14 protein-coding genes and 1 pseudogene are annotated in these 13,995 nt (G+C 41.8%); all 15 read left to right on the forward strand.

The window, feature by feature from the left end:
- The first annotated feature begins 70 nt into the window (after window positions 1–70).
- The 15 genes and pseudogenes from MKX98_RS13485 to MKX98_RS13555 all read left to right on the forward strand — a co-directional run bounded on the left by MKX98_RS13485 (window position 71) and on the right by MKX98_RS13555 (window position 13,944).
- The gene (locus MKX98_RS13485) at window positions 71–979 is read left to right on the forward strand and encodes an AraC family transcriptional regulator (RefSeq protein ID WP_339223440.1); all 909 of its coding nucleotides are present in this window, start codon (window positions 71–73) and stop codon (window positions 977–979) included.
- Between the two features lie 229 nt (window positions 980–1,208).
- On the forward strand, window positions 1,209–1,457 hold the full coding sequence (locus MKX98_RS13490) for a hypothetical protein (protein WP_339223442.1): 249 nt from the start codon (window positions 1,209–1,211) through the stop codon (window positions 1,455–1,457).
- Window positions 1,414–1,806, forward strand: a complete 393-nt coding sequence (locus MKX98_RS13495; RefSeq protein WP_339223443.1) for a DUF3885 domain-containing protein — start codon at window positions 1,414–1,416, stop codon at window positions 1,804–1,806. The genes MKX98_RS13490 and MKX98_RS13495 overlap by 44 nt, the downstream gene beginning before the upstream one ends.
- Before the next feature lie 201 nt (window positions 1,807–2,007).
- Window positions 2,008–2,462, forward strand: a pseudogene (locus MKX98_RS13500) (histidine phosphatase family protein).
- A 249-nt stretch (window positions 2,463–2,711) separates the two neighbouring features.
- A complete protein-coding gene (locus tag MKX98_RS13505) occupies window positions 2,712–3,095 on the forward strand; it encodes a VOC family protein (protein ID WP_220685654.1) in 384 nt (127 codons plus the stop codon).
- Window positions 3,096–3,375: 280 nt separating this feature from the next.
- A complete protein-coding gene (locus MKX98_RS13510) occupies window positions 3,376–3,981 on the forward strand; it encodes a hypothetical protein (protein WP_339223445.1) in 606 nt (201 codons plus the stop codon).
- Window positions 3,982–4,055: 74 nt separating this feature from the next.
- Complete coding sequence (locus MKX98_RS13515) at window positions 4,056–4,484, forward strand: HD domain-containing protein (RefSeq protein WP_339223447.1); 429 nt, start codon at window positions 4,056–4,058, stop codon at window positions 4,482–4,484.
- A 127-nt stretch (window positions 4,485–4,611) separates the two neighbouring features.
- Window positions 4,612–5,112, forward strand: a complete 501-nt coding sequence (locus tag MKX98_RS13520; RefSeq protein WP_339223449.1) for a VOC family protein — start codon at window positions 4,612–4,614, stop codon at window positions 5,110–5,112.
- Window positions 5,113–5,443: 331 nt separating this feature from the next.
- On the forward strand, window positions 5,444–6,025 hold the full coding sequence (locus tag MKX98_RS13525; RefSeq protein WP_339223451.1) for a hypothetical protein: 582 nt from the start codon (window positions 5,444–5,446) through the stop codon (window positions 6,023–6,025).
- A 576-nt stretch (window positions 6,026–6,601) separates the two neighbouring features.
- Complete coding sequence (locus MKX98_RS13530) at window positions 6,602–7,471, forward strand: GNAT family N-acetyltransferase (protein WP_339223452.1); 870 nt, start codon at window positions 6,602–6,604, stop codon at window positions 7,469–7,471.
- A gap of 141 nt (window positions 7,472–7,612) precedes the next feature.
- Entirely contained in the window at window positions 7,613–8,038 is a 426-nt protein-coding gene (locus MKX98_RS13535; protein WP_220685648.1) for an NUDIX hydrolase, read from the forward strand.
- A gap of 332 nt (window positions 8,039–8,370) precedes the next feature.
- Window positions 8,371–9,900 carry a PucR family transcriptional regulator gene (locus MKX98_RS13540; RefSeq protein WP_339223454.1) on the forward strand — a complete coding sequence of 510 codons (1,530 nt, stop codon included), beginning with the start codon at window positions 8,371–8,373 and terminating at the stop codon, window positions 9,898–9,900.
- A gap of 131 nt (window positions 9,901–10,031) precedes the next feature.
- Window positions 10,032–11,297, forward strand: a complete 1,266-nt coding sequence (locus tag MKX98_RS13545) for a cytosine permease (RefSeq protein WP_339223456.1) — start codon at window positions 10,032–10,034, stop codon at window positions 11,295–11,297.
- Complete coding sequence (locus MKX98_RS13550) at window positions 11,298–12,401, forward strand: DUF917 domain-containing protein (RefSeq protein WP_220685646.1); 1,104 nt, start codon at window positions 11,298–11,300, stop codon at window positions 12,399–12,401.
- A complete protein-coding gene (locus tag MKX98_RS13555) occupies window positions 12,394–13,944 on the forward strand; it encodes a hydantoinase/oxoprolinase family protein (protein WP_339223458.1) in 1,551 nt (516 codons plus the stop codon). The genes MKX98_RS13550 and MKX98_RS13555 overlap by 8 nt, the downstream gene beginning before the upstream one ends.
- The last annotated feature ends 51 nt before the right edge of the window (window positions 13,945–13,995 follow it).

Below are 13,995 nucleotides of genomic sequence, written 5' to 3' on the forward strand. Positions count from 1 at the left end.
ATATTTTGCACAGCAATTGTAAAGATCTATTATCAAAAAATCCTACAATTATAGTTGAAGGAGGTGGCTAATGGATAACTTTAAAGCCCTTGAAAGTGTAGTTGAATATCTGGAGAATGAAATTTCCGGCTCGAATGAAGTTGACTTTACTGTCATTTCAAAAATTGCATGTTGCCCGGTCCCTTTATTCCAACGAATTTTTGTTTATATTACCGGAATAACAATATCCGAATACTTAATGCATCGTCGACTGACATTGGCAGGTTATGACATAAAAAATAGTAAGGAAAAAATAATTGACATAGCTATGAAATACGGATTTAATTCTCATTCTTCGTTTACTAGAGCATTCAAACAGCACCATAAGTTTTCGCCCTCTAGTATTAGGAAGGGAGGGGTTAAGCTTAATGACTATCCTAGAGCCTCCTTTACAAATATCAGAATTGTAGGAGGAAAACGAATTATGGCAAATCTTAAAAGAATTGAATACATGGAACATAGTCCTCGAAAAATTGTAGGCATGATGAAAATGACTTCATTTCAAAAAGCAGGAGAAGAATGCTGGGGTTCAGCATTTAATGAAGGTTTGTTTGACAGATTCTCCGAAATTGAAAATTGGATCTGCAAAGACATTGATAATTATGTTGGGCTTGGTCACATGAGTAAATTTATCGGAAAGGATAGTTTCCAGTATATCATAGGTAAATTAGTTCAACCTGATGCACCAATTCCAGAAAATATGTATTTTCAGAATATTTCAGCAGGAACAGTGGCTAAAGTATGGATCGAAGCAGATAATCTTAACGATATTATTGATTCTGCATATTTAATTTGTTCCGAGGCGATTGAGAAAACAGGATATAGGATTGATCATGAAAACTTTTATTGGTGTGATGTTTACACATACGATAGATACTGCATCCCACTAGAGAAGGGAGAAAAAATTATTCTTGATTATTTATTGCCTGTTATTAAATAGCGAATAAACTTCGTTAAAGCACTCCTTGCATGCAATACGTGGAAGCCCTTCCAAAGATGTCATTGACTTCAGTTAACATAATATTCAAGCAGCGGCTCCTTGTGGAGCCTTGGTCTGCTGGATGGATTTCGAGCTAGCATTTCAGCAGACATATCCGATTTTGTCGAACGTATTGAATACGAGAAGGTTAGATGAAAGATCACATGAAAAACACTAATGAGGAGATTAAATGCTGAAGGAAATACAAGGTTACTTAAATGATAGGTTTCCTGAATATTGGAGCGATATCAACATTCGTTTTGAGTTAGGTGAGCCTTATCGAAACGGATCGAAACGAAGAATAAATCAAGTAAATAAAAGAGTAAATACAATTTTCGAAGAGCTTTTCAAACCCACAGATCATATTTTTCTCATAGTTAAAGACTGGGGATCCTATGAAGACCCAATGTACGGGAATACAACACCTGAATATCTTTGAAGAGGAAACTCTCTTTGATATCGATGAAGACGAAGATGTAGAGGGAAATAGCATAGAGGTTAAAATAGAATTTCATTTTAAAGTTTTGGAGGGATTGGTTTCTTCAATTCCAAATAAGAAAATTTTTGAAGGAATTTCACATTATAAGCAGGGAAGAGAACCATCCATAGGACAGAGCGTGTACATCTTAAACAAAGATAAAAATATACTATTTCATATGTATGATGACAGAGGATGTATCGCTCACGCTACTTCAAAAGAACAGTTAATGTCCCTATATAGAGAGTATAACGATTGGATAGTGGATTACTGGAGAGAGTATTTTGATGGTACTTTCAAGGATGCATGATCCTTCGTCCAACACCATATTCCAATTGCGGGGCATTCGCCCCTTGGTTGTAGGGTGTGTAATTGTAGAAGGAATTCAGACAACACACGACCCAGCCTAAGATAAGGGTTATCTAAAGCCGGGCCGGGTCGCGTCGCAGATGCCAAACGTTATGTGAAATCGCAGTGTGATATTTAATGAAAGCATCTAAAGGAGTCTTGTATGAAGACAATTATCTATATGGTTAGGCATGGAGAATCACCATATAATGAAGGAAATGAAAGAACAAGAGGGCTTACCCCAAAAGGAAAGGTCGATATTGAAAAAGTAACGAAGTTACTTATAGGTGAAGGAATAGACAAGATTATATCAAGTCCTTATACTCGAGCAATTCTTAGTGTTGAGGTTTTAATGACCCTGATTATACCTTGCCGGGTGGAGAGTCTAATGCTGACTGTCAGGAAAGAGCAATCTCAGTTCTAAAACCCATATTAAAAGAGCACAGAGGGAAGAAAATAGCAATCGGGACTCATGGTCTTGTAATGACTTTGATGATGAATCATTTTGATTCAGCTTTTGGCATGGAGTTTTTGAATCAATTAAAGAAACCAGATATTTATAAAATGCAATTCGATGACTTAGAATTAGAAGAAGTAACAAGAATGTGGAATGATTAGACTTCCTAAGGTTAATCAAGATGACTGCGACATCACATAATAGAGTATTCGCGCTGCGGGGGCAAGCCCCCTTGGTCTGCCCGAAGCAATTCGGAGAAGTATGGGTATGCAGACAACCCTGCGAGGCTAAGTGGCTAAGCCACCCAGTCGCATACGCTCCCTTAAGCCTCACGGGTTCGTAGATACAAGGAACGTTATGTGAAATTGGGGCAAATTCAAATAAATTTACTATTGATGGAGGTCCTTAAGATGAAAAATATTGTAGGTCATATCGATTGTGTGTATTTACCTGTCATTGATCGAGAAGAAAGTATTAAATGGTACCAGGAGAAACTTGGCTTTCATTGGACAGGATTTAGTTTTGACCTTGGTTTTGGTCCAGAGATAATGCTGGTAACGGTCAATAATAATGAAGATGTGAAACTAACGTACAAGACGGATTTCTGGGAAGATAAAGACTATGAAATGCATATTCTAACATACAAATCAGACAATATAGAAGAGACATATGAAACCTTGAAAGAACGAGGAGTAAATGTATCAGAGATAAAACTGTATGATGGAAACCGCAAGAATTTTAGATTTTATGATCTTAATGGAAATCGATTTGATGTATGGTCTGGCTGGCTTTGATTTATTAATTGAATAATACAGGTATTCGATAAAGACCAAAACATTACATAACAACGTATTCTCACATCATACTCACGCCCTCGGTCCGCAGAAGTATTTTCGAAGAAGCAGGGGCTGCGGACAACCCCGCACCACCTAAACGCATCGGCCAGGAAACCGGGAGAGTAAGATAAGGGCTATCTAAGTCTCCCGATTTCCTTTAAGGTGCTGGGGGTTCGTAAATGCAAGAACGTTAGCTGAAATTGCTGTCAATGTGCATAAAAGAAAGGAATAAAAAACAATGAATAGATCTGCGTTCACAATCGCAGTCAGTGGTCCATCTGGATCAGGCAAGAGTACATTAACAAAGCAATTAAGAGATAAACTTGTAGATGCAATATCATTCCACTTTGATGACTATGCTTCAACTAATAAATATCCAGATGATTTTGATGAATGGTTGGAAAAAGGTGCCGACCCTAAATTAGTTCAAAACCCAAATTTTAATAGAGACTTATATGAGTTGGTTCAAGGCAGGTCCATAAAACTACCTAACAACCAAATCGTAAAATCAGAAAAATACATTATAGTCGAAGAACCTTTCGGTAGAGGTCGGGAAGGAATGGTCGAACTAATTGATTTTGTAGTCTGTATTGATATTCCATTAGAGGTAGCACTGGCTCGTAGGATTTTAAGAGGGATACAACATTCTGAGTGTTCTCCAAGTGAAACTTTAAAAAACTTCGAAGAATATTTGTCTCAATATCTTATCGTAGTGCGAAATTTATACCAAGCTATAAATTCAAATGTCATGGCCGATTGTGATTTAATTGTATCTGGTCTTGAACCAATGGATGTAATTACGGACAAAATGATAATAGAGCTTGAAAAGCGAAGAATTATATAACTCAAAGAAGACAGCAACATCAGCCGGATAACCCTGCACCGACTAGGAGCATTTTAAAGAATGGAGTGACCTCTTTGGATATTGAGATAGCAATTTCAATAGCTCTAAAAGCTCATAAAGGCCAAGTTGATAAAGGCGGAAACCCATATATTTTACACCCATTAGCAGTTATGAATAGGGTTGAGACAATTGAAGAGAAGATAGTTGCAGTTCTTCATGACGTTGTAGAAGACACGGAAGTAACAATTGATCAACTAAGAGAAACAGGATTTTCAGAAGAGATACTTGAGGCTATGAATTTATTAACAAGAGCTAAGGAAGACAGTTATGAAGAATTCATTGATAAAACATTAAAGAACCGAATAGCTAGAAATGTAAAGATAGCTGACATTAAAGAGAATATGAATTTATCAAGAATACAAGATCCTTCAGAACAAGATTACATGCGAATAGAGAAATATAAAAGAGCATTGGAAAGACTGGAAAGACAATTTGAAATTTAATAAGAAGAGGGTATTGGCATAACACCATGTTCACGTTTCGGGCCATTAGACCCTCAGTCCGGCAGAAGTTAGATGTGGATTCGGGGAGGCGATTGGCAGCAATGATTTTTCATTGTTATCATGAATTATGAGAAAAAATCAGGTGAGAAATTTGTGCACAAGGAGAAAAAACTATGGAAAAAATAAATTACTAAGAATGGACAATGTAGGTATCGTTGTAGAATCCCTTGATGACGCAATTTCTTTCTTTGAGGAGATTGGCTTGATCCTCGAAGGGCGAACGACTGTTGAAGGGGAATGGGCTGGTCGCGTAACCGGACTAGGTTCTCAGTGTGTAGAGATTGCTATGATGGTTACCCCAGATGGCCACAGCCGACTTGAACTTTCGCGATTTCTCACCCCACCTACGATATCCGATCACCGGACGGCTCCTGTAAACTCCCTTGGATATTTACGCGTCATGTTCACAGTTCAAAACATTGATGAGATGGTATCCAGACTCACTACTAAGCATGGTGCGCAACTCGTTGGCGAAATGGTTCAATACGGGGATTCGTATCGGCTCTGCTACATTCGTGGAACCGAAGGACTTCTAATCGGTTTGGCGGAACAACTTGGTAACAAATAAGTAAGTGACGGTTTTTTAAAAAAAACTCTACTGAAATATACGTTAATAGAGAAAAAACTAAAAAAGAAAAGCTCTGTGAAAGTATCTCGAAGAAGTTGGATACGTCATATAACAGCATATTCACACATCGAGCATTCGTCCTCGGTCCGCAGAAGTAATTGGTAGGGAAGTATGGGCTGCGGACACATCCGACATTCGTCGGATGTCGTGAATACTGATTACGGAGAATATTATAATTAAGAATTACGCGATTACGGCCAACTTAGTAAAAGCTATAATTTATATATATCTAGAGAAGGGTTGGTTTAATTGTAGGGGAGAGTATCTAATTATGAGGAGATTCTACCTATTTTCATTTATTCTGGTTATTTTGTTTTTATCGGCTTGTCAATCATCAGAACAATTAAAGCCGATAAAAGAAGAAACAATTGATTTCGACATAAACACTGCAATTGAAATGGTTGAAAAGAAAGAAAAAATGATCATTGATCTAGCATTGAGAGAAAAGGTGTCAAAACTGGAGTATAAGGATTTAGAGAAGTCCTTTACCGAAGAGTTTGGAGTCCATGCTAAGGATATTCTATCTATATTATTTATCCATAATATGGATTCCGATCCCGAGTCAGATATGTATGTACAACAGGACACATTATACCCAACACTCTTTCATGAAGGAATAACTATAACAAATGCGGTCGTTTATAAGAGCTACTTCGAGAATGAGTTTTTTAATCAAACTAGATTAAGCATTGAGGAAAAATATGTTGGTGATAATGAGAAGTTAAAGGATTGGAAAAGAGAATACATATTTACTCCAAACAAAAATGGAGAATGGGAACTAAATGGATTTTCTGGAGTGATGAATTTCTTAGGCGAAGATTATAATATGAATTATTTAGAGTTAAAGAGGTGAAAAGTTAACCATCGAAGACCATCACATATCGATATGGCAAAAGAATCTTGTGGAGAATAAGCTACGATTTACCGAGGTATATTGCGCTCGAACCAAAATAAGTCATACCATGATTCCACTCTAAAGATTGATGTTTTTTTTGAATATGGAAGGGTTTTCCTAATCCATGTTGTTCAACTAACGGGGAATTTGTAAGCATCCTATAAGGCCATGTTCAAGCTGCGGTCGTTCGGCCTTGGTCTGCGGAGAATTTCGAGAAAGCGGATTCAGCAAACAACCCTACGTGGCTAAGTCTTCGTCCCGGCGCAACGCGCCTTTCGTGAACACAAGAACGTTATACGAAATAGCGGAAATCGTATAAGTACCGCATTAATATCCTCAATCGAGCAGCAAAATCCTGAAAACCTTGATTATCGTGAAAACGTTGATTATTCTCATGTTTACATTAATAATGAAATCATAGCTTACTAAGGAGGCGGTTCAATTGGTAATCATGAATATTCGGACAGAAATTAGAAGGATAACGCCTACTCGTCCATAAACTGCGTGTTTCCTTCTTCATGAGGGCAATCAAACATGCAACAATATCAAATTATAAAAATGAATGATTTTTCAAATTATCAGATTAATCAAATCAGAATGCTAGAACGGTTGTGCAAGATATACGATAAGTCAAGTTTGAGGGTGGGGATAGAGAGCCTCAAAGAGATAGATGGAGATCAGGCTTTTCTTTGCCAACACGAAGATCAGTTAATCGGTTTTTTAAGCTGGTATTCTTCAGATGGGATTGAAGCTAATATTAATAGTATGGTTCATCCGGAATTCCGTCGTTCTGGTATTTTTCGGGGATTACTGAAAAGGGCAACGTCGGAGATGCAAATGCATGGCATCCTTACTTGCCGTTTCAGAATTCCATCAAACTCTGAGTCAGGTATTGATTGTATAAGACATTTAGGGGCTAGCTTTAGTTCATCTGAATTCTCTATGACCTTCAAGGGCGTAGAAGATTCAAAATTATGTTTCACAGACGTTAATTTGCGGGTAGCTGAAGAACAGGATTTAGAGTTTTTGATAAAGTGTTTATCTCAGGCTTTTGGAGATTTAGAGTCTTGGACTAGGAAGTATTTGAGCCGTACTAAAGAGCCTTCACGTATTACTTATATTGCTACGGACAGTCTGACACCAGTAGGGATGATCAGAGTTAATTATTTTCATACGAATACTGCCATTATTCATGATTTTTGTGTGCTTCCCGCATTTCAGGGGAGAGGATATGGCCGTGAAATTCTTTCTAGGGTAGTTAAGCTTTTGCAAAGTCAAGAGTACTCCCAAATCCGCTTGAGCGTAGTTACTCAAAATAGACGTGCATTAAGTCTTTATCAGTCAATAGGATTTGATGTTTCTGCCGAATCTCTTTATTATGTGATTCCCATTCATAACATTTAGTTGATTAAAAACATGGAATGATCAGACAACAAACGACCCAGCCTATGATAAGAGCTATCCAAGGCGGGGTCATTACGTGAATACAAGAACGTTACCTGAAAGACATGAAATCTTAAAAAACATAAAAAAAGGGAAGATCATATGAAACGAATAGACGTTGCATATTCTTTGATTACAGATAAAGACAAAACAAAAATCCTTATGGTGAAGAATCACAAAAACGGTACTTGGTCATTACCAGGTGGAGGCGTTGAAGAAAACGAGACTTTAGATGCGGCTGCAATTCGCGAAGCAAAAGAAGAAACAGGATATGATATTAAAGTCCACGGTGTAGTGGCTATCAATGAAGCAATATTAACAAAACATGATGAACATGTAGTGTTTATTACTTTTAGAGCTGAAATAACAGGCGGACAACAAGAGATAACTAGACCATCCGAAATTAGTCATGTTGAATGGGTAGATATTGATAGAGCAGATGAATATATGCCTTATTATCAAGAAGGATTAAAAAATATTGCAAAAAACGAGATTGAAATCAAGTATTTTAATGAAGGGAAAGTTTAAAGGAATTGTAAGAAAATCGGGGAAGACATGTCCCTTAGATAACATCACATTCCGCATCGAGCTATTCGGCTCTCGGTCCGGTTGGCAAAGGAACTTACTTGGTTGCTTATCATAACGAGGGTTATACTATTATTAATGAATCCTATCTTAGGCTGCTTCGTTATGCCGAGCATCATAGCTTGGCTAAACAGCTATTTCTAGGAGAATCTCCTTCCGGATGAATTATTACAGATTGAAGAATACGAGCAGCATGAATCGAACAAAAAAGTGGTGGTTAAATTGGGGTAACCGTTAAAGATTTACTGCAGCTGCCTTCATTTAGAGGAGCTCAGGTGGTCACTGGAACAAGCAGACTACATCAGACCGTTTCCTCTTTATCTGTGTTAGAGGTGGCGGATGTCAATTTCTTCTCGCAAATTATTCAAACCGTTCAAGAAGAATGGTATGCCGAAGAACTGGTCATTAGCTCTTTTTATTCCATTAAGGATAGCGTGGAGCAGCAATGTAAAACGGTTCAATATTTGCATGACCTTGGTGAAGTGGGATTGATTTTGTACTATGTTGGCATTATCATGCCAGATATAGCCGATGAAGTGCTCGAGCTGGCCGAATCTCTGAATTTTATTATCATTTGCATGCCGAGAAACGATTACTCTCTTAGGTATAATGAAGTTATTTTTGAAGTCATGGAGGCTATCGTAAGCAATCAGAATGTAAATGAGCATTTCGTGAATGAATCACTGGAAAAGGTCTCGCTGCTGCCGGAACATTTGCGGAGCGTGGAAATTACCCTTAAACTGCTGTCGGACCGGATGAAAGCGAACATCGTTCTGACAAACAGCAGCCTGGATATCATCAATCGTGTCATGTGGCCGCGGAATTCCTCGCTCGATGTTGCGAATCTAATCCGGTCCATGGCGCCCTCCATTTTGAATGACAGAATAGGAGAAGGCGAGCTGGATTCGTCCTGCTTTGTTGAATACAAACGTGTGCATCAAAAAAACGGGGAGATCCTTTACCTGTTTCTCATTAAAGAGAATACGAAGCTGCCGCCGAAGACGATGGAGCAAGTCAGCGAGGTGGTGCAGGTGGCCATCAATTTGTGGGGAGACAAGCATAACGAGGTCAGCGAATACGCTTTGGTTAAAGCCATCGTGAATGATGAAAGCGAAAAAATGCGCAGATTGGCCAGTTTGCTCCATATTGACGTTTCCGCCATCCAAATGATGTGGCTCGTTTACATCCGGGATTTGTCGGAGGAAAGAAGGATAAGGGAAGACTTGAAAGCGCATCTCTCGCAATATTATAAAACCGCGGTCATTCAAACGATCGATCACTGCGTTGTTGTGTTGCTGGGGAATTGCTCCTATAAATACAATGAGTTTGAAATCGCAGTGGAATATATCGAAACCACGAGTCTCACCGCTGAAATATCAAGCATCGTTTATTCTCCGAGGATGCGGAACACCCAGGACGTACGCCGCATGTACCAGCTCGTAAACGGAGTCTCTAAAGAGGTTCACCGCATCTATCATAACCGCAAACTATACACCGCGGCTGAAGTCCGTTCCATGAAACGGGCCATAGACCTCAGCAAACAAGGGGAAGAGATGACGGAAGAATGCTTGTCCGTTTTGGAGCCTATCATGGACGACCCTGACACATTGAACACCCTGATGACTTTTCTTCTGGATGCGAAGGGGAATATGGATGACTGCAGCAAGCTGTTGTTCGTCCACAAAAATACGGTGAAATATCGCATTAAAAAAATTTGCGAGCTCATAGGATATGATGTGACCATCAATTCGGAATCGTACGATGTTTATACGGCCTGCATGGTCTACCGTCTCATCCATAACTAAAAAGTTCCGATGTTTTGTCCAATAAGACAAAAACATCGGATTTTTTTTTGTTATCTGAAAAAGACGCTAACCTGCTTCATCTTTTACAATAAGAAACAAATATTCGAACCAACAAGATTAGGGGGGATCATATGAAAGCCGTTAAAGAGCATCAATCCTGGTTCAGTCTCGGAATCGTATGGGCCGGCGCGGTCATTAGCATCCCGAGTTTGTTGGTAGGGAATGCGCTTGTCGCAGGAATGGGATTATCCACAGCACTGCTCGTCACGTTGGCAGGCTACGCAATCATTGTACTGCTCATGATTTTGCAGGGCATTCAAAGCACGGACTTAGGAAAGCCGACCGTTCAGGTCGCAGCTCAGGTATTCGGCAAAACAGGGTCTCGTACGATTCTGTCGATTATCCTCGCGATTGCGTGTCTTGGCTGGTTCGGGATCCAGGCGAATGTGTGCGGCGCAGCCTTGGCAGACCTGCTAGCCAAGACCGGAGTGAACATGCCGGTGCCATTGGCATCTCTTATATGCGGTTTCGTGATGGTGATATCGGCCGTCTATGGCGTTAAAGTGCTGCGGGTGATCAGTTATATCGCCGTTCCTTTATTGGTGGGAATCAGCATATTTGGTCTTATCGAAGCCTTGACCGGTGACTCCCTGCAGATCATTCAGCATTATAAGCCTGAGGGAGCGATGAGCTTTACGGACGGGCTGGCGGTAACGCTGGGTTCATTTGCCCTGGGTGCAGTCATCGCGGGAGATTATTCGCAATTTTCTGGAAAACGGTCCGATGTCCTGAAAGCGGCTCTAATCGGGATTGTTCCGGCAGGCTTGCTGATGATCGGTGCAGGGGCTGTCCTGACGATTGCTTACCAAGCCAGCGATATTACAGCAACCTTTTTGAGCATTACGACTCCGTTTGTTGGCGGCGTGGTGTTGATCCTGGCTACGTGGAAGACCAACCTCGTGAACGCGATTTCAGGCGGATTTGCCTTCATTAACGTGTTCAACGTATCGAAGGAAAAAGAAAAATGGGCCGTCGGCATCGCGGGAACCATTGGGACCGTATTGGCCGTCGTCGGTATACTGAACTATTTCACTCCGATCATGTCCATCCTGTCGGCTATGATTCCACCGGTTGCAGGCGTGATGATCGCATCTTACTGGATGCTTGGAAGAGGGGATAAGAGCCGCTGGCATGAGGTCGAAGGCGTGAATACACTGGGCGTCGTTTCCTGGCTGTTGGGTGCGGTGATTGCTAGTACCCCTGTTGTGTTATCCTTGTTCCCAAGTTTGCCGCAAGTACCGAATCAGCCGTTGATCGGGATTGTTATTTCTTTTGTCGTGTATTATGCAGGCTATCGTTTATCGGCTCAGAAAACCGTTATATTGGAGGAATCATGAATGAGATATTTAGATAAAGCAGCTGTTGAAAACATCGCCGTTGGCGCAGCATTTCTGGGAACCGGCGGAGGGGGAGACCCTTACATCGGTAAATTGATGGCTCTCTCGGCCATTGAGAAGTTCGGACCAGTAAAACTATGCTCAGTCGATGAGATTAAGGATGAGGACTTTTTCATTCCGGCTGCGATGATGGGGGCGCCATCCGTATTAGTGGAGAAATTCCCCAGAGGGGACGAGTTTGTTAAGGTTTTTCAAAAATTAGCAAATTACTTGGGAGAAGAACAGATCGCCGGCACGTTTCCGATGGAAGCGGGAGGCGTCAATTCCATGATTCCGATCGTTGTTGCGGCGCAGCTGGGATTGCCTCTGATCGACTGTGACGGTATGGGGCGGGCGTTCCCGGAGCTGCAAATGGTGACGTTTAACCTGGACGGCATTCCGGCGACACCGATGGCGATTACGGATGAAAAAGGGAATATCGGTATCTTTGAGACCATTGATAATAAGTGGACGGAACGGCTCGCCAGAGCGGCCACGGTTGAAATGGGCGCCAGTGCTTTAGTAAGTCTGTACCCGGCAACGGGTGCTCAAATGAAGCAAAGCGGCGTTCATCATATCGTGACCCTCTCCGAACAGATTGGAGAAATCATTACATCGAAGAATCGGGACGCAGGCGATAAGCTTCAAGAGCTGCTGAACCTTGTGTCTGGCTATGAGCTTTTCCAAGGTAAAATCGTGGATGTCATCCGGGAAACCAAGGGCGGTTTTAACCTCGGTCAAATGCATCTCGATGGAATCGAGGCACATAAAGACGGAGTGATGAAGGTTCATTTTCAAAATGAAAACCTGGTTGCCGAAAAGAACGGTCAAGTTATAGCGATGACCCCCGATTTGATCTGTCTGGTTGATTACGAAACCTTGTCGCCTGTAACTACGGAGAGCCTGAAATACGGTAAACGCGTACGGGTTATTGGACTGCCCGCTCATGATAAGTGGAGAACGGAAAAAGGAATCCAGACGGCAGGACCAAGATACTTCGGATATGATTACGATTATGTTCCTATTGAGGAAATGGTGAAAAAGGCGGTGGCTGAGAATGTATAGAATCGGGATCGATGTAGGCGGCACCAACACAGACGCCATCATTTTGGATGAGAATTATCATCTGGTTCATGCGGTGAAATCACCAACAAGTCTAGATATTAGAACGGGTATTGAAACCTCGCTCCGGAATTTGCTGCAGGAATCGAATATGGATAAAACCCAAATCACGCATGCCATGTTAGGTACAACCCAGTGCACGAATGCCATTGTTGAGCGCAAAAAGCTGGCCCAAGTCGGCGTCATTCGTCTGGGTTACCCGGCAACGGCTTCCGTTGCGCCGTACACGTCCTGGCCTGAGGATATGGTTCGGAAGCTGTCGGGTAAATATGCTCTCGTTCATGGCGGATATGAATATGACGGCCAAGTGATTGGAGAAGTCGACGAAGCCGAAATTAAAGCTCTTTTAGAGGAATGGGGGAGCAGTGTCGAGTCCATCGCCGTCATTGGTGTGTTTTCATCCATTAAAAATGATCAGGAGCTACAGGTTCGAGATCTCATCCATCAAGTGTATGGACCGGAATTCCCTGTTTCCTGTTCTTCCCTGATCGGTTCGGTCGGTTTAATCGAGAGGGAAAATGCGACCATACTGAATGCAGCATTGTGCAAGGTTATTGAAACGACTACCCAAGGATTTGTGCAGGCGTTAGAAGAAGAAGGCATTACAGACGCAGCGGTGTTTTTATGCCAGAATGACGGTACCTTAATGTCGATCGATTACGCTAAACAATTTCCGATCCTAACCATTGCATGCGGGCCAACGAACAGCATACGCGGTGCCTCTTATTTGGCGAAGATCAAAGATACGATGGTTCTCGATGTGGGAGGGACTACATCGGACATCGGGGTTTTGCAGGACGGGTTCCCAAGAGAGTCCTCGGTTGCAGTCGAGGTTGGCGATATCCGCACGAATTTCCGCATGCCGGATATCATCTCCGTTGGACTGGGCGGCGGAAGCATCGTGCGTTCGGAGAACGGTAAAATTACGGTGGGACCTGACAGCGTAGGATACAAGATTGGACAGGAAGCGCTGGTCTTTGGCGGACATACGCTGACTACAACAGACATTGCCGTACGGCTGGGTCTTGCGGACGTCGGGGATAAGAGCTTGGTAGCGCATCTGGATGAAAACTTCGCTAAAAAGGTGCAAGCTGAAATTGCAACCATCATTGAGCAGGCCATTGATAAAATGAAGACATCGTCGGGAGATGTTGAGCTTGTATTGGTAGGCGGCGGCAGTGTCGTTATACCGGATACGATTCGCGGGGTATCCCATATGATTAAGCCTGAGAACGGGGGCGTAGCCAACGCCATTGGCGCGTGTATTGCTCAAATCAGTGGACAATATGAACAAATTTATATCTATTCTACTGAGCCACGTGAGGATTCATTAAAAGATGCGCAAGAAAAAGCCGTGCAGCAGGCGGTGCTGGCTGGCGCTGATCCGGCTACGGTGGAGCTCGTGGAAGTGGAAGAAACCCCGCTGGCTTATCATCCGGGAAATGCGACGAGACTGAGAGTGAAAGTCGTAGGAAACATGAAGTAGAAGGGAGGCTTCACATAAGTTTATACAACTTGTGTGAGGCTCTTTTTTGTT

The sequence above is a fragment of the Paenibacillus sp. FSL W7-1332 genome (genome assembly GCF_037969785.1).
Classification (GTDB): domain Bacteria; phylum Bacillota; class Bacilli; order Paenibacillales; family Paenibacillaceae; genus Paenibacillus_AQ.